This window comes from Caulobacter sp. GW821-FHT11A05 (genome assembly GCF_058809015.1).
Genome location: NZ_JBXASF010000002.1, coordinates 109,348 through 129,797 on the forward strand (window position 1 = coordinate 109,348; position 20,450 = coordinate 129,797).

Consider the following 20,450-nt stretch of genomic DNA (forward strand, 5'->3'; position numbering starts at 1 on the left):
CCGGTCAGGCGATCCCCTTGGCCATCGCCTCGGCCTTGGCGATCAGGCCGGGGACGAAGGCTTCGGCGAAGCCGCCAAGCTCTTTCGGCTGTTTGCCGTTCAGCACCCGGGCGTGTTGCCGCTCGAGGATCACGGCCATCTTGAATTGGATCAACACCATGTAATAATTGAGGTTTTCGACCTTCCGGCCGCTGCGTTCAGCCCAGCGGTCGCGCAGCTCTTCGCGGAAGGGGAAGTCGGTCGGGTCGAAATAGCCGGCCGGCGGGGTGCGCTCGTCGCGGCCGTTGAAGGGGTAGAGGACGAGGCCGAGGTCGAGCAGGGGATCGCCGATGGTGGCCAGTTCCCAGTCGATCATCGCCGCCACCCTGGCCGGCTCGCCATGGGCGAAGATGGCGTTGGCGAAGCTGTAGTCGCCATGGAGGATTCCTGGGGGCGACATGGGGGGCGTATTGGCTTTTAGCCAGTCGACCACATAGGTCAGGCCGGGCAAATCTCGCTGTTGGTAGTTTTCCGTCTCGGTGTAGGACTCCAGCTGCGACAGCCAGCGGGAAACCTGGCGTTCGAGGAAGCCCTCGGGCTTGCCGAAGTCCTCAAGGCCGACGGCGCGGTGGTCGACTTTCGCCAGGTCGGCGAGGGCGTCGACCAGGGCAAAGGCCATCTGGCGCTTGGGCTCGCCCGGCCGGTCGTAGGGGGCGGGCAGCTGGTCGAAGGGGTAGCCGACGAAGCCGTCGACATTGGACATCACATAGAAGGGGGCGCCGATGACGGCGGCGTCCTGGCAGTAGGCCTGGAAGGCGGGGCAGGGGACGGGCGAGCCGCGCAGGGCCTCCAGGACGCGGGCCTCGCGGGCGATGACCTTGAGGCTGTCGGGACGCAGGGCCAGGGGCGGGCGGCGGACGATCATCGGGGCGCCGCCGCGGTCGACCTTGATGACGATGTTGCTGGAGCCGCCGGCCAGGACCTGCTGGCGCAGCGGGCCGGCGCCGAGGTCCGGCAGGGCGGCGCTCGCCCAGGCCTCGAAGGGGCCGGCCTCGATGACGCTGGAGGCCGGCGCCCCGGTCATTCGCCGAACAGCCTCGGCTGGCCGTCGACCATCTCGATGCGGCCTCTCGTACCGGTGCGGGCGCGGTCGAAGCGGGCGGTGCGGCCGGGCTTGCTGGAGATCAGGATCTCGCCGTTCTCGGCTTCCAGGGTCCACTGGCTGGCGTCGAAGCGGCCGCCGGTTCCGTCGCAGGGATCGACCGCCAGGATCGGGCCCAGCCAGGTGATGCGCCAGGGCTTGAAGCCCTTGGCGACCAGCCGCTCATGGGCGCCGGGCAGGGCGGCCAGCAGTTCGGAGGTGGCGAACACCTTGCCGATGTCGTGGCCGGCGGCCTCCAGGCCGTCGAGGGTCTGGGGCGAGATGCCGAACACCAGCTTCAGCTTGAAGAGGCGCAGGAAGGTCTCCAGGCGGTAGGAATCCCAGGCGGTCGGCATGCCGCTGCCGGCCCGCGCGCCGCGATCGAAGCCCGCCTTCATCCAGGGCCAGAACTGCGCCGACTGGCCGTACAGGAACGAATAGAAGCAGAAGTCCTCGGCCCCGAGGCCCATCTCGTCCTGCATGGCGGCGGCCCAGGCGATGTCCTGGTCCATCTCCGGCCAGGTGATCGGCAGGTCGACGACCTCGCCGTCGGCCAGGTCGACCCGGCCGATGGCCCAGAGGTCGGAGGCGCCGGCGATCGGCGGCTTGCTCAGGCCCCGGCCGTAGCCGGCCAGCGGGGCCAGCAGCTTGGGGTCTTCCGTCGCCGGCACGCCGCCGAAGAGGCCATAGTGGATCATGCTCATGCCTCTATTTCTTGGCCGTGCGCGGAATCTTGTGGGGCGGGCCGAGCTTGACGATCTCGAGGTTGGGCACGAGCTCGATCTCGGGTCGCACGCCGATCGTCTGTTCGACGGAGTCGGCCACCGCCTCGGCCAGCAGAGCCAGGTCCGGGTCGCCCTCGTAGCCGACCCGCAGCTTGAGGACCTCGACCTCGCGCTGCGGCCGGATGATCTGGAACAGGCCCGAGGCTGTCTCCGGCACCGACTCGATGGCGCTCCAGACATCGCGCGGCAGCACGCTCTGGCCGGCCACCAGGATCTCGTCGCCGGTCCGGCCGATCGGCCAGATGCGGGCGTGGGTGCGGCCACAGCTGCAGGGGTCGTTGGTCCACTGCACAAGATCGCCCGAGCGGAAGCGGATCAGGGGATCGACCCCGTCGACGAGGTTGGTGATGACCATCTCGCCGCGACCGCCCGAGGGAACCGGCTCAAGCGTCTCGGGGTCGATGACCTCGAGCAGCACCATGTCTTCCCAGCAGTGGAAGCCGTTCTTGGCGCGGCATTCCCAGGTGGTGCCGCTGTCGCCCAGGCTGGTGAACTCATAGATCGGCACCTGCCAGCGCTCGACCAGCTCGCGGGCCTGCTTGCCCATCGGCTCGCCGCCGTAGATCACGGCGGTGAAGCTGGAGAACACCTCGCGCAGGTCGACGCCGGTCTCGGCCTCCAGCCGGGCCAGGCCGTAGATCAGCGGCGAGGAGAGGTGGAACAGCCAGGTCGGGCGGTATTTGCGGGTGGTCTCGACGAAGCGCTGCAGGTCGCTGGCGTCGTGGTTGATCATGATCGGGATGGCGCCCGTGTCATGGAAGAACAGCCGGCCGACGCTGCGCAGCACGTGGTTGAACTCGGCGATGTAGTCGCCCGGCCGCAGGCCCAGCTCCCACATTTCCCGAGGCGACCACACCCAGTCGCCCGGGTGGGTCCAGGATTCGGCGAAGAAGGTCGGATCGCCCGTGGTGCCCGAGCTGGTGCCGATCAGATGGACGTCGGTGGGGTCGACGCAGAGCACGCCGCCAAAGGCGTCGCCGTTGGCGTCGCGCCAGGCGCGCAGGGAGTCCTTGTCGATGAAGGGGGCCTTGGCCAGGAAGTCCTCGGTCGAGGTGATGTCGGCGGCGCCGACCCCGGCCTCGGCCCAGGTCTTGCGGATCAGCGGCGAGCGTTCGCAGACGAAGGCCAGCTGCTTGAGCAGCCGCTGTTCCTGCAGCGCCAGCAGCTCGGCGCGGGGGGCGGTCTCGAGCGGGTCGAAGTAGCGGCTCTCGCCGGCCGGTCGGGCTTTCAATTGCGTTGGCATCGCCATCCCTGAACGTCGGTCGCCCGGCCCGGCGGGGGCGGGGGTTTTCTCGACTTTGGTCCGAATGGGCAGGGGAGGGTAGGGCGAATGGCGATCCATCGGACTGCCGATCTCTTGCGAGCGGCGGGTGACTTTCGACATCGGACGGCCGCAAATATCGACAACGCACCCACTCCATCGTTTGATCGACGCCCGCGTCGACCGACGACTTCCTGACCGCCGAGGCATTGGCTTGACCGGACCATCGATTAACGAGTTTTCGCTCTCCTCCCTGCTCGACGAGCTGGCCCGTTCACGCGCCAACCACACGGCCGTGGTCTGCGGCGAGAACCGTCACAGCTACCGCGAGCTGCGCGGCCGGGTGATCAAGCTGGCCAACGCCTTCGAGGCCGCCGGGGTGACCAAGGGCGAGCGGGTGCTGTGGCTGGGCCAGAACTCGCACCGCATCCTGGAGGGCGTCCTGGCCTGCGCGCGGATCGGGGCGATGTTCTGCCCGGTCAACTGGCGCCAGACGGGCCATGAGTTCGCCCAGACCATCGAGGACTTCCAGCCGAAGGTCATCCTCTGGCAGGAGGCCGAGATCGGCCCCGCCGTCGCCGAGGCGCGGGCCGCCACGGCCAGCCAGGGGGCCATCTGGGTCAAGGCCGAGGATGAGGCGGACAGCCAGTACGAGGCCTTCCTGGCCAGCGGCTCCAGCCAGGACCGCGACCGGAAAATCCCCGCCGAGACCCCGGTGCTGGTGGTCTACACCGCCGCCTTCTTCGGCCGGCCGAACGGGGCGATGCTGAGCCAGAACGCCCTGCTGTGGCAGGACCTCAGCGTCCAGCAGACGCAGGGCATTTCGCGCGACACCGTCTTCCTCAACTCGGGCCCGATGTTCCACGTCGGCACCCTGATGTTCACCTTCGCCACCTTCCACGCCGGCGGCACCAACGTCTTCGTGCGGCGCACCGAGGCCGAGGAGCTGTGCCGGCTGATCCACGACCACCGCTGCACCCTGGCTTTCCTGGTCGGCAAGACCTGCGCCGACATGGTCGAGGTCAACCGCGACGGCCGCTACGACCTGACCTGCCTGCGCTCGCCGTCCTATGGGCCCGGCTGGGACGCCATGGTGACCATCAACCCGCGCGACTTCCGCGACACCCCCTACGGCTACGGCCAGACCGAGGTGATGGGGATCGTGGTCTGGATCTACTATTGCGACAACCGCGGGACCGGCACCCACGGCGCCGTCGGCCCGGTCACCCAGCTGCGCATTGTCGACAATGACGACACCGACGTGCCCGACGGCGAGGTCGGCGAGATCATCCTGCGCGGCCCGACGGTGATGAGCGGCTACTGGAACCGGCCCGAGCTCAACGCCCAGCGCCAGCGCGGCGGCTGGCACCACACCAATGACCTCGGCCGTCGCGAGGCCGACGGCACGGTGACCTTCATCGGACCCAAGACCCAGATGATCAAATCGGGGGCCGAGAACATCTACCCGGCCGAGGTCGAGGGCTGCCTGCGCGGCCATCCGGCCGTGGCCGACGCGGCCATCATCGGCGTGCCCGACCCCCGCTTCATCCAGAGCGTCAAGGCCATCATCCAGCTGAAACCCGGCGCCAGCGTCGGGGCCGAGGAACTGGTCGACCATTGCCGCAGCCGGCTGGCCTCCTACAAGAAGCCGCGGTTCGTCGAGTTCGCCGAGGCCCTGCCGAGGACCTCGGTCGGGGCGGTGGACTACCGGGCCCTCGACGCGGCCTATGGCGGCGGCAACTACCCGGGGGGCGCTCTGCGCGGCAGCTGATGATCCTCGAACCGCCGCTCTCCGTCCTCGACCTGCAGGCCAGCCCTTTGACGCGGCCGTTCTGGGACGCCGCCAAGCAAGGTCGGCTGACCTTCCAGCGCTGCAAAGCCTGCGAAAAGCCCTTCTTCCGGCCGGAAATCGCCTGTCCCCACTGCCTGTCGCAGGACTGGGCCTGGGAAGACAGCGCGGGCCTCGGGACCCTCTACAGCTTCACGGTTTCACACCGGGCGCCCACGCCGGCGTTCAAGGCGCCGTTTATCTTCGCGGCGATCGATCTGGACGAGGGCTGGTCGATGTTTTCGAACGTTGTCGGGATCGCGCCCGATGAGGCGAAGATCGGCATGCGGCTGAAGGTGACGTTCCAGGAGGTGTCTGGCGAGGCGCTGCCGTTGTTTGGGCCAGCTTGAGCTTCAGGGCGCGGGCGGCACGACAATCGCGTAGCTGGTGCTGCGACCGCCGCCCGGATCCTTCACGAGGATCCCGCGACCCACAAGGTCGGTGATGTCGCGTAGCGCCGTGTCGGGCGATGTCTTGGCCAGGATCGCCCACTTGGAATTGGTCAGCTTGCCCTCGAACCCGTCGAGCAGGCGGTTGATGACCTTGCGTTGGCGCTCGTTGAGCGGCTGCCCGGCATGGGCTTCCCAGAACCGGGCTTTGGCAAGGACCACGCCGAGGGTGGCTTCGGCGCCATCAAAGGCGCGCTCAAGGCAGTCGAGGAACCAAGCCAGCCAGTCGCTGATATCAAGATCGCCCTTCTGCGTGGATTCCAGGATGTCGTAGTACCGCTTCCGTTCAAGGCGGATTTGCGCGGACATGCTGTAGAAACGCTGTGGACTACCCTCTGACCGCGCCAGCGCCATGTCGGCAATGGCCCGGGCGATCCGGCCATTGCCGTCCTCGAACGGGTGGATGGTGACGAACCACAGATGCGCGATCGCGGCCCTCAGCACGGGGTCCTGCTGATCCTTGCCATTGAACCAGTCGAGAAAGCGGGTCATCTCGGCGTCCAGGCGATCGCCCTTCGGCGCTTCGTAGTGCACCTTCTGCCGTCCATAAGCGCCGGACACGACCTGCATCGGATCGGCGGCGGCGGGGCGCCAAGCCGCGACGGTGATCTTGCTGATGCCGCTGTGGCCGGTGGGGAAGAGGCCGGCATGCCAGCCGAACAGCCGCTCCGACGTCAGGGGTCGTGCAAAATGCTGGGTGGCGTCGAGCATCATCTCGACGATGCCATCGACGTTGCGGTCGGCCTCGACGGCTCCACCGACATCCATGCCGAGTCGCCTGGCGATGGACGAGCGAACCTGGTCCTTGTCGAGAATCTCGCCCTCGATCTCACTGGATTTGAGAACGTCCTCGGTGAGCGTTTCGAGCAGCGCTTCGGCGCGCAGTTCGAAGCCTAGCGCCTCCATCCGGCCGAACAGACGCCCCTGCCGGTGCCGCACGGCGCCCAGCCGTGTGACAAGCTCATCCTGATCCCACCGGAATTTGGGCCAGTCTTCCAGGTCGTGGATATAGGTGACCACATAATCTCCGCATATTGTGCGGTGAATATGTCTATCAATCGCCGCAAAGGCAAGACTATTCGCCGCAACTACTGCGGTGAATAGTCCTTCCATTCACCGCACGGAGCGGCTGACGATCGGCCCGCTCTACCCCCAGGCCACCGGCAGCTTCACCCGGCCCCAGTGCATCCAGCTGTCGAGGCGCTCGCCGTCGCCGAGCAGCCGCAGGTTCGGCAACCGTTCGATCAGCCTCGCCAAGGCGATCTGGCCCTCCATCCTCGCCACCGGGGCGCCGATGCAGGAGTGGATGCCGCTGCCGAAGGACAGGTGCTTGCGAACGCCGGACACCGGCCGGTCGAGGCGGAAGGTGTCGGGGTCGGGGAACATCACCGGGTCGCGGTTGGCGCCGATGATTGAGAACATCAGCTTGGCGCGTTCGGGCAGCTGCTCGCCGTGCATCTCGACGGGGCAGAGGCTGGTGCGGAAGTGGGCGATGACCGGCGGGTCAAAGCGCAGGCTCTCCTCCACCGCCGCCTCGATCAGCGACGGGTCGGCCTTGACCTGTTCCCACAGCTCCGGCCGCTGCAGCAGCCGCCACATCAGGTTCGTCAGCATGCTGATGGTCGTCTCCTGGCCGCCGGTCAGGAAGGCCAGGCAAAGGTTCATCCGCTCGTCGGCCGTCAGGGGCCGGCCCTCGACCCGGGCGGTCAGGCTGCGCGACATGAAGTCGTCGGGGATGATGACGCCGAGATGCTCAGGCTTGGGATCATCGATGCCGGCGTCGGCCAGGGCCTGCTGGCGCTCGGCGATCTTGCCGGTGAAATGCGGGTAGAGCTCCTTGAGCACCGTCTCGAAGGAGCCAGGCTCCGGGTCGGTGAACAGCAGGTGCTGCAGGGTGTCGGCCCAGCGCTTGTAGTTGGCGTACTCGGACTCCTCGGCCCCCAGCATGACGCACATCATCCGGGCCGGCAGGGGGAAGGCGAACAGGTCGTGGAAGTCGCCCTCGGCTTCCGGCCGGGCCAGCATCTTGCCGATCAGCTCGTCGACGATCCGCTCGATGTCGGCGGTGTAGCGCGCCAGGGGCTTGGGGGCGAAGCCGCGGGCGAACTCGTTGCGGAACAGCATGTGGAAGGGCTGGTCGGTCTTGAAGCCGACGTCGCTGATGGTGTCCTTCTGGGCGTTGCCCCAGCGGAACGACCAGATCGGGCTGTCCTGCAGGACCTCGCCCTTGATCTCGGCAAAGTCGCTGGTGATCCAGAAGGTCTGGCGCTCGCCGTCGTGGCGGGCGAACGGGCAAGTCGAGCGCAGGGCCGAGTAGGCCGGGCCCGGGTCGGCGACCACGTCCGGGTCGAAGGGATCGAAGGTGGGAACGGACATCGGCTTGGCTCCAGACTCACTCATCCGACCGGCACCTGGTCGAAGGGTACGCCCTTGTCGGGCCGGTAGTCCTGCGGCAGGCCGAGAATCTTCTCGGCCACGGTGTTGAGCAGCATCTCGTCCGAGCCGCCGGCGATGCGCAGGGTGGCGACATCCATCCAGGACATGGCGAAGTCTTCCTTCATGCCGGCGGCCGGGTCGAAGGCGACGCCGGCCGGGCCCATGAGGTCGAGGGCCAGCACCGCCAGCCGCTTGCGCTCGCGCGCGCCCGCGTACTTGTGGATCGAGCCTTCCGGACCCGGCGTGCGGCCGGCGGCCAGTTCCAGCAGCGACTTCTGATGGATGGCGATCAGGGCCTGCTGCACCGCATGGGCCCGGGCCAGGCCGCTGCGCACCCGGCCGTCCTCGATGGCCGGCCGGCCGCGATGCGTCGCCGACTTGGCCAGGGCGGTGAAGGCCTCCAGGGGCGGACCGCCGCCGGTCTCGTCGGCGGCGGCGGTGTAGCGCTCGATCATCAGGGTCTCGACCGCCAGCCGGAAGCCCTCGCCCACCGGGCCCAGGCGGCAGGAGTCGGCGACCCGCACCTCGTCGAAGAAGATCTCGTTGAAATCGGTGCGGCCGTGCAGCTGGCGGATCGGACGGACGGTGACGCCGGGGGCCTTCAGGTCGACGAAGAAGTAGGTCAGGCCCTTGTGCTTGGCGACGGTGGTGTCGCTGCGGGTGACGATGACGCCGTAGTCGCTGTGCTGGGCCCAGCTGATCCACACCTTCTGGCCGGAGAGGATCCAGTCGTCGCCGTCGCGCCGGGCCTTGAAGCGGAAGGCGCCGACGTCGGAGCCGCCGCCGGGCTCGGAGAAGATCTGGCACCAGATGGTCTCGCCGCGGATGGCCGGCGGGACCAGGGCCTGCTTCTGCGCCTCGGTTCCGTAGCGCAGCAGCATGGGGATGGGCATGCCCAGGCCAATGGCGAAGTATTCGGTCGGGAAGCCGTGCGGGGCCTCCTCCTGCACGAACAGGATCTGCTCCAGGTCCGTGCCGCCGCCACCGCCAAATTCCTTCGGCAGGGTGATGCAGGCGTAGCCGTTGGCGGCTTTCAGGGCCAGCCACTGGCGGCCGAGGGCCAGGTCCTGGGCCTCGGTCAGGCCCTTGCGGGCGGCCCGGCCATAGGTCGGCGCATGCTGGGCGATGAAGGCGCGGGCGGCGGCGCGGTAGGCTTCCAGCTCGGGGGAGAGGGCGGCATCCATCAGGCGGCCTCCGCCAGGGCGTCGACGATCAGGTCTTCCCAGTCGGCCATCGATCCCAGCTCCAGGGCGGTGGCGCGGGAGCGCCGGTAGTGCAGGTGCAGGTCATGCTCCCAGGTGACGCCCAGGGCGCCGTGCACCTGGATGGCCTCGGCGGCGGCGTAGTCGTAGGCGGCGGTGGCGGTCAGACGGGCGCTGGCCGCCCGCAGGGGCAGGTCGGCGGCCGCGTCGGCCAGGCTGAGGGCGGCCTGCAAGGCCGAGCCGCGGGCCACTTCGTTGAGGACGTACATCTCGGCGATCTTGTGCTTGATGGCCTGGAACTTGCCGATCGGCTGGCCGAAGGCGAAGCGCTGCAGGGCGTAGTCGCGGGCCTTCTCCAGGCAGGTCTCGGCCCCGCCCAGCTGTTCGAAGGCGGTGATGACGGCCAGCCGCTGCAGGAGGTCGGCGGCGGCGGCCAGGGCGTCCGGAGTGTCCAGGCGGACGGCGGGGGCGGCGTCGAAGGTCAGGTCGGCCGTGCAGCGGGTGTTGTCGAGGCTGGCGATGGGCGTGCGCCGCACGCCGGCCAGGGGGGCGACCACCAGGCAGGGCGCGCCGGCCTCGTCAGCGGCCAGCACGATGGCCAGGTCCGCCGCCGCCCCGCCGACCACGCAGGACTTGGTCCCGGTGAGGGCGCCGTCCCGGAAACGCGTCGCGGGGCGTTCAGTGAGGGCCTCGCCGGTCCCTTCGGCCAGGGCGATGGCGCCCTTCACCTCGCCGGCGGCGATGCCGGGCAGCCACTGGCTCTTGAGGTCCTCGTCGCCCCACAGCCGCAGGGCTTCGCCCAGCGCATAGGAGGTGGCCAGATAGGGGGCGCCGCAGACGACCCGGCCGCACTCCAGGGCGATCAGGCAGAGGTCGACGGCGCTCAGGGCCAGGCCGCCGTATTCCTCCGGCACGGTGGCGCCGGTCCAGCCCATCTCCTGGCAGGCGGCCCAGAAGGCCTGGTCGTGGCCGCCCGGCGTCTCCAGCAGGTTCCGCAGGCGGTCGGCAGAGTAGGTGTCGGTCAACAGCCGCCGCGCCTCGGCGCTGATCTGCTGCTGCTCGTCGGTGAGGAGGTAGGGCATGGGGCGTTTTCCGACGAACGGGCGGGCCCGGCTAGGGCGCCGATCCGCGCGAGCGGACTTGATCGTCCATGCGATTGGGGTGGGGCGATTGCGGCGGGCCCCGGGGCGGCCGTTCTGATCGCGGATGCGGTGACTGGCGAGGGACCGCCCCTGAGGCCTCGCCCGGCCGGGCGGGGGCGTGTCTCATGAGGCCGGGACAAGAAACGCGAGGACCGCAGGATGATGGCGCAGCTTCCGTCACCGCAGGACATGATGCGAGCCGCCGAGGCGGCGACGGGCCTTTCCGACTGGGGCGGCGAGCTGTTCAGGCGGCCCTTCGACCTGTTGATCAGCGACCTCAACAGCGAGGCCCAGTTGACCGAGCTGGGCGCGGCGCGGGCCCATCGGCGGCTGGCCGACACCCTGCGCCAGCGGCTGAAGGTGGTGGACGACCGCAAGCGTTTTCCGGCCATCGCCGAGGAGCGGATCGTCGCCCCGATCATCGTCGCCGGCCTGCCGCGCTCGGGCACCACCTTCTTCCACAACCTGTTGTCGGCCGACCCGGCCAACCGCTCGCCGGCCACCTGGGAGATCATGTATCCCTCGCCGCCGCCGCAGGAAGCGACCTACGAGACCGATCCGCGCATCGCCCAGGCCGACGAGGCCCTGGCCTTCGAAGGCTTCATGGAGCCGGCGCTGCAGGCGGTGCACCCCTTCGACGCCCGCCGGCCGGAAGAGTGCAACTTCATCTGGGAGCTGAGCTTCCTGACGGTCAACTATTCGGCCTGGTGGAACGTGCCCAACTACACGGCGGCCTTCTACAAGACCGATCCGAAGGCCATCTATGAGGAGGAAAAGAAGGTCCTGCAGCATCTGCAGCACCGCTTCCGCCGCGACCGTTGGGTGCTCAAGACCCCGGCCCACAATCCCTGGCTGGCCGAGCTGTTCTCGGTGTTTCCAGACGCCTGCGTGGTGCAGTGCCACCGCGACCCGGCCAAGATCCTGGCCTCGCTGTCCAAGAACCTGGCCATCTGGCGCAAGGTGTTCTCCGACCATGTGACGCCCGGCGCCTTCGGCATGCTGGAGCTGCAGGCCGCCAGCCTGGAGAAGATGGCCAAGTTCCGCGAGCAGCCGGGCCTCAAGGACCGCTTTTTCGACGCCCACTATGTCGCCGTCCAGGCCGACCCTGTGGGTGAGCTGCAACGGCTCTACGACCAGCTCGGGATCGGCTTCGCCCCCACCCGCGAGGCCACCGTCCGCGCCTGGCTGGCCGCCGACCGCGACAGCCACGGCAAGGGCCCGCGCCACACCTACAGCCTCGACGACTACGGCCTCGATTACGGGGCGGTCGACCAGGTGATGGGCGACTACATCCGCCGCTACGACGTGCATCTCGAACGCTAGGCCAGACATCATGACCACAGACACTCCCCGCCGCTGGCTGATCACCGGCGTCTCCAGCGGCCTGGGCCGCGCCATCGCCGAATACGCCCTGGAACGCGGCGACATCGTCGTCGGCACCCTGCGCCAGCCGGCCCAGATGGCGGCCTTCGCCGCCCTGGCGCCGGGCCGGGCGTTTCCCTTGCAGCTGGACGTCACCGATGACGCGGCGGTCGGGCCGGCCGTGGCCGAGGCCATCGCGCTGGCCGGGGGGCTGGACGTGCTGGTCAACAACGCCGGCTACGCCCTGGTCGGGGCGGCCGAGGACATGGCCCTGGCCGAGGCCCGCCAGCAGATGGAGACCAACTTCATCGCCGTGCTGAAGACCTGCCAGGCGGTGCTGCCCCACTTCCGGGCCCAGGGCCACGGCCGCATCCTCAACATCGCCTCGGTGGCGGCGGTGATGAGCTTCCCGCTCTACACCCTCTATGCGGCGTCGAAGCACGCGGTGGCCGGCTTCACCGAGGGGTTCGCCCGGGAGGTCAAGCGGTTCGGGGTGCGGGTGACCTCGGTCGAGCCGGGCGGTTTCCGCACCAACTTCGGCGGGGCCAGCATGGTGGTGACCGAGCAGGTGTCCGAGCCCTATGCGGCCAACATCGAGGCGACCCGGGCCCGCATGGCCGGCTTCGGCGGCGAGGCGGCCAATGATCCCAAACGCGGCGCGGCGGTGATTGCGGCGCTGGTCGAGATGGCTGAGCCGCCGGTGCATGTGGCGCTGGGGGCGGACGGTTATTCGATGATCACCGGGGCGCTGCAGAGCCGGCAGGACGAGTACGCCGCCTTCCGCGAAATGGCCTCGGACACCGCCTGGATCGGCTAGCGAACCGTCAAGGGCGGTGGCAGGTAGCGCTTGTCGAGCAGCTCGGCGTCTGGCCAGTAGAGGCGGCCGACGACCTGGAAGCGGCCTGGCGGCGTCGGCAGCCAGTTGGCCAGCGGGGCGTCGGCCGGGGCCTCGCCCTGGAAGTAGAGGGTCAGGGAGCCGTCCTCGCCGCGGACCATGTCGCGGTCGCGGTCGCCCAGCTTGTAGCGGCCAGACGGATGGGCGACGAGCAGCCGGCTGGCCGCGTCATAGACGGTGAACGACCAGAAGCCGCGAGCCGGCGGCGGGCGGTCGAAGCGCAGGGCGTAGGCCTTGGCGCCGTCGAGCGGCCGGCCGTCGCCGTCGACCTCGACGCTCATGTAGACCACCTCTTCGGCCGGCGGTCCCCAGATGGCGAAGCGGGCAAGGACGGCGCGGCGCAGGTGGGCGTCGAAACTTCCGGCCAGCACGTCGCGGCCGCCGCGCAGGTCGAGCGGATAGACCCAGCCGTTGACCGGGTCGTCCAGATGGGCCAGCCGGGCCTTGATCCTGGCCAGGCCGGCGTCGATGCCGCTCTGGATGGCGGCGCTCTGCTCGGGCGTCAGGGTGGCGGGATCGAAGGCGCGGCCGGGCCCGATGCCGATCATGCCGAACCGTTCGAACAGCGCCGCCTCGCTGGGATGGATGGCGGCCAGGGTCAGCAGGACGTTGAGATAGGGGATGAAGGCCGGGGTCGGCTGTTCGAAGAAGGCGCGGTCGCGGAAGCCCTCGGGATCGGGGGCGGGGAAGGCGACCTCGGCCGGGGCCGGCGGCGCTTCCGTGCCGAGGAATTCGCTGAGCGGCCACAGCTGGTAGCGGTCCTGCAGGGCGTGGATGGCGGTCTCGTCGCCTGGGCCTTCGACGACCACCCGGGCGAACAGCTTCACGAACCAGCTCTCGGCGCGGATCACCTCGTCGACGCCGGGCGGGGTCTGGCCGGTCCAGTCGGGGCCGGTCAGCAGATAGGTGGCCGCGCCGTTGCCTCGGTCCCGCGTGCCGCGGGTCACGAAGGCCATGGTGTACCAGTCACAGGCCTGGATATCGTGGAACCGGTGCGGCTCGAACTGCGGGGTCGACAGCACCATCGGTTCGGCCCGCAGGTCCAGCCAGACGGCCGAGTAGAGGGTGTCGGTGTTGACCCAGGGGATGGTGTTGTTGAGCGTCGGGCTCGACAGGGTGCGGAAGTGGGTGAAGCGGTTGACCGCCTGCTTCTCCGGCGCGTCGGGGCCCAGCACCTGGCGGTGGAAGAAGGCGTAGGCCACCAGCATCGGGTAGGCGTAGACGTAGGCCTCCTGCGCGAAGGCGGCGATGGCGTCCGGCGTCAGGTCGGGGTCGAGGCCGCTCATGACGCCGCCAGCTCCCGGCCGGCGGGAATGGCGAACCGCTCCGTGTAGAAGGCCAGCCGCCGGCGCAGATCGGCCGGGTCGAGGCCGAAGTCCTCGGCGGCGTAAGCGTGCTTGCCGTGCTTTTCCTGGCGGTTGTCGGCGATCCAGGCCTGCATCCGCGCCTGGGCCTCGGCCGAAAGGTCGTCGCCCGAGGCGGCGTAGATGCGCTGCACGCAGCCGATGGGGTCGGCGATCAGGTCGGGGAACTGGATGTCGACGAAGCGGGGATCGTTGGCGGGCCGGTCCTCGACGCCCTTGCGCAGCAGGCGCTCGACGATGGAGGCGATGTGGGCGCCGATGGCGTGGGGGTTGGGATGGTCGAAATAGCGGCGGCAGCCGTAGGTGGTCAGGCTAGACAGCGAGACGATGGCCGAGACCGGGTCGCGATGGGTCTGCACCAGGGTGGCGTCGGGGAACACCGTCAGCAGGGGGCCGAGCTGTTCGAGATGCTGCGGCGCCTTGAGCACCCAGCGCGTTCCGCCGCGCAGCCACTGCAGGGTCTGCAGCACCTTGCGGAAGTAGCGGTAGCCCTCGGTGTGGTCGGCGGCCTGGTAGAAGCGGCTGTAGCCGGGGACGCGGTAGCTCCATTCGAACTGCAGCGAGGCGAAGGCGAAGGGCATCAGCGACAGGTCTTCGTCCGGCTCGTCGACCAGCACCTCGTGCATCTGCCGAAGGTCCGGGGCCAGGGTGTAGAGGGTGTCGATCGAGCCCTGGATCAGGGCGATGCGCGGGTCGGGATCGGGCTGCGTCGCCTCTGGGTCGCCGAGCGGCAGGGGCATCACCTGCTCCCAGAAGGGCGAGCAGCGGCGGGCCGGGTCGCGCGACAGCAGACGGTGCAGGATGGTGGTGCCGCTGCGCGGCAGGCCGATGACCACCACGGGCCGCTCGACGGGCAGGTCGAGGATTTCGGGATGGGCCTTCCACAGGGCCTCGAGACGCAGGCGGGTCGACAGCACCCCGACCAGCTGTTCATAGAGGTAGCGCCGTCCCAGGGCGTGGAACTCCAGCTCGTCGATCAGCGAGCGGCAGAGGGCCGTCAGCGGCGCTTCGAGCGGGGCGTCGCCGAAGTCGCTCAGGCCGGTGCGGCGGCGGGCCTCGGCGATCAGGGCCTGCGGCTCCAGCGATAGGGTTTCCGCCCCGGCTGCCGCCGCGATGGCCTCGCGGGCGGCGTCGGTCAGCTGTGGGTCGGCATAGGCCCGCGCCCTCTCGGTCAGGGTCTCGCGGGGCGGCAGGGGTGTCGACTTCAGCATGTCAGAGGATCACCCCCCGGACCCGCAGCTCGGCCAGGATGACGTCGGCGGAGTCCTCCGGCGGCGCGGTGCTGGTGTCGAGGTGGATCTCCGGGTGCTCGGGCGGCTCATAGGCGCTGTCGACGCCGGTGAAATGCTTCAGCTCGCCGGCCCGGGCCTTTTTGTAGAGGCCCTTGACGTCCCGGCTCTCGGCCACGGCCAGGGCGGTGTCGACGAACACCTCGATGAACTCGCCTTCGGGCATCAGGGCCCGCGCCATTGCCCGCTCGGCCTGGAAGGGCGAGATGAAGGAGACGATGACGATCAGCCCGGCGTCGGCCATCAGCTTGGCCACCTCGGCGACCCGGCGGATGTTCTCGACCCGGTCGGCGTCGGTGAAGCCGAGGTCGCGGTTGAGGCCGTGGCGGACATTGTCGCCGTCCAGCAGATAGGTGTGGCGGCCCTCGGCGTGAAGCTTCTTTTCCAGGATGTTGCCGATGGTCGACTTGCCCGCCCCCGACAGGCCGGTGAACCACAGCACGGCCGGCTTCTGGCGCTTGGCCTCGGCGCGGGACTGGCGCGAGACGTCCAGGGCCTGCCAATGGATGTTGTGGCTGCGGCGCAGGGCGAAGTGGATCATCCCGGCGGCGACCGTGGCGTTGCTCATCCGGTCGATCAGGATGTAGCCGCCGAGGTCCTTGTTGTCCTGGTAGGGGTCGAAGGCGATCGGCTGGTCGAGCGACAGGTTGCAGACGGCGATCTCGTTGAGCTCCAGCGTCTTGCCGGCCAGGTGCTCAAGGGTGTTGACGTTGACCTTGTGCTTGATCTCGGTGACCTGGGCCGAGACCAGCTTGGCGCCCAGTTTCAGCCAGTAGGGACGGCCCGGCAGCAGCGGCTCGTCGGCCATCCACACCAGGGTGGTCTCGAACTGGTCGGCGACCTCCGGCGGCTGGTCGGCGGCGGCCAGGACGTCACCTCGGGAAACGTCGATCTCGTCGGCCAGGGTCAGGGTCACCGACTGGCCGGCGGCGGCCTCGGCCAGGTCGCCGTCGAGGGTGACGATGCGGCTGACGCTGGAGGTGCGGCCGGACGGCAGCACCCGCACCTTGTCGCCGGGACGCACGGTCCCGCCGGCGATGAAGCCGCTGAAACCCCGGAAGTCGAGGTCCGGGCGGTTGACCCACTGCACCGGCATGCGGAACGGGCCCGCGCGCAGCCGGTCTTCGTCAAGTTCGACGGTCTCCAGGTGCTCCAGCAGGGTGGGGCCGGCGTACCAGGGGCTCTTGGCGCCGCGGGTGGCGATGTTGTCGCCCTTCAGGCCGGAGATCGGGATGGCGGTGACGTCGGTCAGGCCGATCTGGGCGGCGAAGTCGCGGTAGTCGTCGACGATCTGCTCGAAGCCCTCCCTCGACCAGCCGATCAGGTCCATCTTGTTGACCGCCAGGATGACGTGGCGGATGCCCAGCAGGCTGACCAGAAAGCTGTGGCGGCGGGTCTGGGTGAGGATGCCCTTGCGGGCGTCGATCAGGATGACGGCGGCGTCGGCGGTCGAGGCGCCGGTGACCATGTTGCGAGTGTACTGCTCGTGGCCGGGGGTGTCGGCGACGATGAACTTGCGCTTGTCGGTCGAGAAGAAGCGGTAGGCGACGTCGATGGTGATGCCCTGCTCGCGCTCGGCGGCCAGGCCATCGACGAGGAGGGCGAAGTCGATGTCGCCGCCCTGGGTGCCGACCCGCTTGGAGTCGGCCTCCAGGGCGGCCATCTGGTCCTCGAAGATCATCTTGGAGTCGTAGAGCAGGCGGCCGATCAGGGTCGACTTGCCGTCGTCCACCGAGCCGCAGGTCAGGAACCGCAGCAGGCTCTTGTGCTGGTGGGCCAGCAGGTAGGCGTCGATGTCGGTCTCGATAAGGTCTGAAACGTGGGCCATCAGGCGTTCACCTCAACACCGATCATGCTCGCGAAGGCGGGCATCCATACGCGGGCGGCCTTCGGGTGGCGGCGCATGAGGTTGGCTATGCATGGATGCCCGCCTTCGCGAGCATGGTCGGTGGAGGAGGCAAGCATCAGAAATACCCTTCCTGTTTCTTCTTCTCCATGGACGCCGCCTGATCGTGGTCGATCATTCGGCCCTGGCGCTCGCTGGTGGTGGTCAGCAGCATCTCCTGGATGATCTCGGGGAGGGTGGCGGCGGTGCTCTCCACCGCGCCGGTCAGCGGGTAGCAGCCGAGGGTGCGGAAGCGGACCGACTTCATCATCGGTGTCTCGCCGTCGCGCAGCGGCATGCGGTCGTCATCGACCATGATCAGGGCGCCGTCGCGCTCGACCACCGGACGGACATCCGAGAAGTAGAGCGGCACGATGGGGATGTTCTCCAGGTGGATGTATTGCCAAATGTCGAGCTCGGTCCAGTTGGAGATCGGGAAGACCCGCACGCTCTCGCCGGGACTCTTGCGGGCGTTGTAGAGCTTCCACAGTTCGGGCCGCTGGTTCTTGGGATCCCAGCGGTGCTGGGCCGAGCGGAAGGAGAAGATGCGCTCCTTGGCGCGGGACTTCTCCTCGTCGCGGCGGGCCCCGCCGAAGGCGGCGTCAAAGCCGTGTTTGTCGAGCGCCTGCTTCAGCCCCTCGGTTTTCCAAACGTCGGTATGCACCGCACTGCCATGGTCGAAGGGGTTGATGCCTTTCTCGACGGCTTCCGGGTTCTTGTGGACCAACAGCTCGAAGCCGAGCGATTTGGCCATGCGTTCGCGCATCTCGTACATGGCCTGGAACTTCCAGGTCGTATCGACGTGCAGCAGCGGGAAGGGCGGCTTGCTTGGATAGAAGGCCTTGGCGGCGAGGTGCAGCATGACGGCGCTGTCCTTGCCGATCGAGTAGAGCATCACGGGGCGTTCGGCCTCGGCGGCCACCTCGCGCATGATGTGGATGCTCTCGGCTTCCAGCCGCTGCAGGTGGGTCAGCCGCTGCGGCGTCAGCCCGGCCGTCGTGCGTTCGGTTGTCTGGATCAAGCTGGGGTCCTTCAGGCGAATTCGGCGACGGCGAAGGGGTCGAAGGGACCGCAGGCCACGAACCAGGGATTGGCGAAGTCGCTGTCATCGGCCTGGTCGCGCTTGCCGTAGGCCAACAGCTGGCCGTCCATGGTGCGCACCGATCCGCCGGCCGCGCGGACGACGGCGTCGCCGGCCGCCGTGTCCCATTCCATCGTGCGGCCCAGGCGCGGATAGAGGTCGGCGTCACCCGCCGCCACCCGGCAGAACTTCAGCGAAGAGCCGGCCGAGACCATGTCGGCGACCTTGAAGCGGGCGACGAATTCGCGGGTCTCTTCGGACAGGTGCGAGCGGCTGGCCACCACGTCGAGGCCCGCTTCGGGCGTCTCGCGCACCGCCATCGGCCGCCAGGGCCCGACGACGCCATCGACCACCTCGGCCCGCTGGGCCCCAACGCCGTCTTCGCCAACGAAGATCTCGCCAAGCGCCGGGGCATAGACGACGCCCAGCACCGGCCGACCGTCCTCGATCAGGGCGATGTTGACGGTGAAGTCGCCGTTGCGGTTCAGGAACTCCTTGGTGCCGTCCAGCGGGTCGACGAGGAAGAAGCGGCGGCCGGTGAGCGGCACGCGGCCTTCGGCGGCCTCTTCCTCGGCGACCACCGGCGTCTCCGGCGCGATCTCGGCCAGCCGCGTCAGAATGATGGCCTCGGCGGCGGCGTCGGCCTCGGTGACCGGCGAACCGTCCAGCTTCACCCGCGAGGCGAAGTCCGGTTCGGCATAGACCTTCAGGATCGAGGCCCCCGCCTCGACGGCGGCGTTCACCAGATCGTTCAGCATGGGGCCTCCGGACAGCGCTTGAAGTCCGCCACCTCATCGGGCCGGCCGACCGCAAGTCAATCGGAGGCCGCCCGCGCCGGTGGTCTGATCGCTGACGCGATCACAGGGCGGCCAGGCCAGCCGGCGGTCGCCATGGCGCTATCGTCGACTATCGTTGGCCGGATCGACCCTCGACGGTCGGACAGGGACAATTCGACGGTCCGCCGGGCGCCAACGCACGCGCTCGCGGAGGAAGACAACGCCATGACCGCCCGCCAGCGCCTGCTCGACCTGATCGATGCGCCAGACCCCTTTGACCAGGACCCCGCCCAGGTCGAGGCCCTGCAGCTGGAGGCCGCCCGCGAGCTGTTCACGGAACGGCGCGAGCAGATCGCCGTCCTGCGTCGTCGGGCCGAGGAGGCGGGCGTGACTGAGATCGCCACCCTGGCCGACCTCGTGCCGCTGCTGTTCTCCCACACCGTCTACAAGTCCTACCCGCAGAGCTTCGTCGAGACCGGCCGCTGGGACCGCATGCTGGTCTGGCTGCAGACCCTGTCGGTGCGCAGGACCACCGATGTCGATGTCACCGGCGTCGCCGACGCCGACGACTGGATCGCCCGGCTGGAGGCCGCCGGCCACCACATCCTGGCCACCAGCGGCACCACCGGCCGCTGCTCCTTCCTCAACCATGCGCCCGACGACATGGACCGCAAGCTGCGCCACTGGAAGAAGATGCTCGGCTGGCCCTGGGTCAAGGCCGCCGGCGACCGGCCCTTCTTCTCGCTTGGCCCGACCGCCGGGGCGAGCAGCGTCATCGAGGCGGCCCAGATCGCTGCCCAGCTGTGGGCCCCGCCCGGCGACGCCCACTTCCTCACCGACGAGCCCCTGCGCATGGCCCAGATCGCCGAGGGCCAGGCGATGCGCAAGCGCATGGCCGACGGCACGGCGACGCCCGGCGAGATCGCCGCCTTCGAGGCCGCCGCCAACGAGCGCGGCCGGCGCATGGACGAGGCGGTCCGCGCCTTCGCCGACCAGGTCCTGGCCCGCCGCCACGAGCCCATGGCCCTGACCGGCCTGTGGTCGCAGCACATGATGATCATCGAGCGGGCCCGCGAGCTCGGCATCCCCGACGGCGATTTCCACAGAGAGACCGTCATCGGGGCCGGCGGCGGGGTGAAGGGGATTGCCCTGCCGCCGGACTACCGCCAGCAGGTTGACCGCTTCTACGGCGATGTCGTCCGCCCGTCCGGCTACGGCATGACCGAGATGGCCCAGACCATGGTCCGCTGCGAGGCCGGCCGCTACCACCGCGCGCCCGGCCTGATCATGCTGATCCTCGACCAGCCGGGCGAGCGGCTGCTGACGCAGGCCGACGCCGTCGACGGCAAGGTCGTCGGCCGCTTCGCCTTCCTCGACCTCAGCCTCGAGGGTCGCTGGGGCGGCATGATCTCCGGCGACAAGGTCAGGGTCGACTTCCGCCCCTGTCCGTGCGGCCGCCATGGCCCGACCCTGCTTGACAGCATCACCCGTTGGGCCGAGCCCGGAGCCGACGACCACATCGGCTGCGCCGGGACCATCGAGTCCTACGTTCGCGGCGCTCTGGCGACTGCCTGA

17 protein-coding genes are annotated in these 20,450 nt (G+C 69.1%); 5 read left to right on the top strand and 12 right to left on the bottom strand.

The window, feature by feature from the left end:
- Positions 1-4: 4 nt before the first annotated feature.
- From AC1RSK_RS03460 to AC1RSK_RS03470, 3 genes are read right to left on the bottom strand one after another with little or no spacing between them, the layout of a single operon-like run.
- The gene (locus AC1RSK_RS03460; RefSeq protein WP_492905565.1) at positions 5-1,063 is read right to left on the bottom strand and encodes a phosphotransferase family protein; all 1,059 of its coding nucleotides are present in this window, start codon (positions 1,061-1,063) and stop codon (positions 5-7) included.
- Positions 1,060-1,824, bottom strand: a complete 765-nt coding sequence (locus tag AC1RSK_RS03465) for a hypothetical protein (protein ID WP_492905567.1) — start codon at positions 1,822-1,824, stop codon at positions 1,060-1,062. The genes AC1RSK_RS03460 and AC1RSK_RS03465 overlap by 4 nt, the downstream gene beginning before the upstream one ends.
- A gap of 4 nt (positions 1,825-1,828) precedes the next feature.
- Positions 1,829-3,136, bottom strand: a complete 1,308-nt coding sequence (locus AC1RSK_RS03470) for a phenylacetate--CoA ligase family protein (protein ID WP_492905569.1) — start codon at positions 3,134-3,136, stop codon at positions 1,829-1,831.
- A gap of 244 nt (positions 3,137-3,380) precedes the next feature.
- Here AC1RSK_RS03470 and AC1RSK_RS03475 point away from each other — a divergent pair, with 244 nt between their 5' ends.
- Both AC1RSK_RS03475 and AC1RSK_RS03480 read left to right on the top strand, forming a co-directional pair.
- The gene (locus tag AC1RSK_RS03475; protein WP_492905571.1) at positions 3,381-4,937 is read left to right on the top strand and encodes an AMP-binding protein; all 1,557 of its coding nucleotides are present in this window, start codon (positions 3,381-3,383) and stop codon (positions 4,935-4,937) included.
- Entirely contained in the window at positions 4,937-5,344 is a 408-nt protein-coding gene (locus tag AC1RSK_RS03480) for a Zn-ribbon domain-containing OB-fold protein (protein WP_492905572.1), read from the top strand. The genes AC1RSK_RS03475 and AC1RSK_RS03480 overlap by 1 nt, the downstream gene beginning before the upstream one ends.
- A gap of 3 nt (positions 5,345-5,347) precedes the next feature.
- On the opposite strand, the gene AC1RSK_RS03485 is transcribed toward AC1RSK_RS03480, so the two are convergent.
- The 4 genes from AC1RSK_RS03485 to AC1RSK_RS03500 all read right to left on the bottom strand — a co-directional run bounded on the left by AC1RSK_RS03485 (position 5,348) and on the right by AC1RSK_RS03500 (position 10,163).
- A complete protein-coding gene (locus AC1RSK_RS03485) occupies positions 5,348-6,463 on the bottom strand; it encodes a Fic family protein (protein ID WP_492905573.1) in 1,116 nt (371 codons plus the stop codon).
- 126 nt (positions 6,464-6,589) lie between these two features.
- The gene (locus AC1RSK_RS03490) at positions 6,590-7,819 is read right to left on the bottom strand and encodes a cytochrome P450 (protein ID WP_492905575.1); all 1,230 of its coding nucleotides are present in this window, start codon (positions 7,817-7,819) and stop codon (positions 6,590-6,592) included.
- 20 nt (positions 7,820-7,839) lie between these two features.
- Positions 7,840-9,063, bottom strand: a complete 1,224-nt coding sequence (locus tag AC1RSK_RS03495; RefSeq protein ID WP_492905577.1) for an acyl-CoA dehydrogenase family protein — start codon at positions 9,061-9,063, stop codon at positions 7,840-7,842.
- Positions 9,063-10,163 carry an acyl-CoA dehydrogenase family protein gene (locus AC1RSK_RS03500; RefSeq protein WP_492905578.1) on the bottom strand — a complete coding sequence of 367 codons (1,101 nt, stop codon included), beginning with the start codon at positions 10,161-10,163 and terminating at the stop codon, positions 9,063-9,065. The genes AC1RSK_RS03495 and AC1RSK_RS03500 overlap by 1 nt, the downstream gene beginning before the upstream one ends.
- A gap of 222 nt (positions 10,164-10,385) precedes the next feature.
- Here AC1RSK_RS03500 and AC1RSK_RS03505 point away from each other — a divergent pair, with 222 nt between their 5' ends.
- Positions 10,386-11,546 (top strand): sulfotransferase family protein, encoded by a 1,161-nt coding sequence (locus AC1RSK_RS03505; protein WP_492905580.1) that lies wholly within the window; start codon positions 10,386-10,388, stop codon positions 11,544-11,546.
- 10 nt (positions 11,547-11,556) lie between these two features.
- Positions 11,557-12,402, top strand: a complete 846-nt coding sequence (locus AC1RSK_RS03510; protein WP_492905581.1) for an SDR family NAD(P)-dependent oxidoreductase — start codon at positions 11,557-11,559, stop codon at positions 12,400-12,402.
- Here the strand turns inward: AC1RSK_RS03510 and AC1RSK_RS03515 are convergent.
- From AC1RSK_RS03515 to cysQ, 5 genes are all read right to left on the bottom strand, one after another.
- Positions 12,399-13,766 (bottom strand): DUF1254 domain-containing protein, encoded by a 1,368-nt coding sequence (locus AC1RSK_RS03515; RefSeq protein WP_492905583.1) that lies wholly within the window; start codon positions 13,764-13,766, stop codon positions 12,399-12,401. The genes AC1RSK_RS03510 and AC1RSK_RS03515 overlap by 4 nt on opposite strands.
- Positions 13,763-15,055 (bottom strand): sulfotransferase family protein, encoded by a 1,293-nt coding sequence (locus tag AC1RSK_RS03520; RefSeq protein WP_492905585.1) that lies wholly within the window; start codon positions 15,053-15,055, stop codon positions 13,763-13,765. The genes AC1RSK_RS03515 and AC1RSK_RS03520 overlap by 4 nt, the downstream gene beginning before the upstream one ends.
- 1 nt (position 15,056) lies before the next feature.
- Positions 15,057-16,961: a sulfate adenylyltransferase subunit CysN gene (gene cysN, locus AC1RSK_RS03525; RefSeq protein WP_492905587.1), complete on the bottom strand. Its 1,905-nt coding sequence runs from the start codon at positions 16,959-16,961 to the stop codon at positions 15,057-15,059.
- Positions 16,962-17,097: 136 nt separating this feature from the next.
- Positions 17,098-18,039, bottom strand: coding sequence for a sulfate adenylyltransferase subunit CysD (cysD, locus tag AC1RSK_RS03530; protein ID WP_492905588.1), 942 nt, complete (start codon positions 18,037-18,039; stop codon positions 17,098-17,100).
- Between the two features lie 11 nt (positions 18,040-18,050).
- Positions 18,051-18,857 carry a 3'(2'),5'-bisphosphate nucleotidase CysQ gene (cysQ, locus tag AC1RSK_RS03535; RefSeq protein WP_492905590.1) on the bottom strand — a complete coding sequence of 269 codons (807 nt, stop codon included), beginning with the start codon at positions 18,855-18,857 and terminating at the stop codon, positions 18,051-18,053.
- A 243-nt stretch (positions 18,858-19,100) separates the two neighbouring features.
- Between cysQ and AC1RSK_RS03540 the strand changes: the two genes are divergently transcribed.
- Positions 19,101-20,450, top strand: a complete 1,350-nt coding sequence (locus AC1RSK_RS03540; protein WP_492905592.1) for a phenylacetate--CoA ligase family protein — start codon at positions 19,101-19,103, stop codon at positions 20,448-20,450.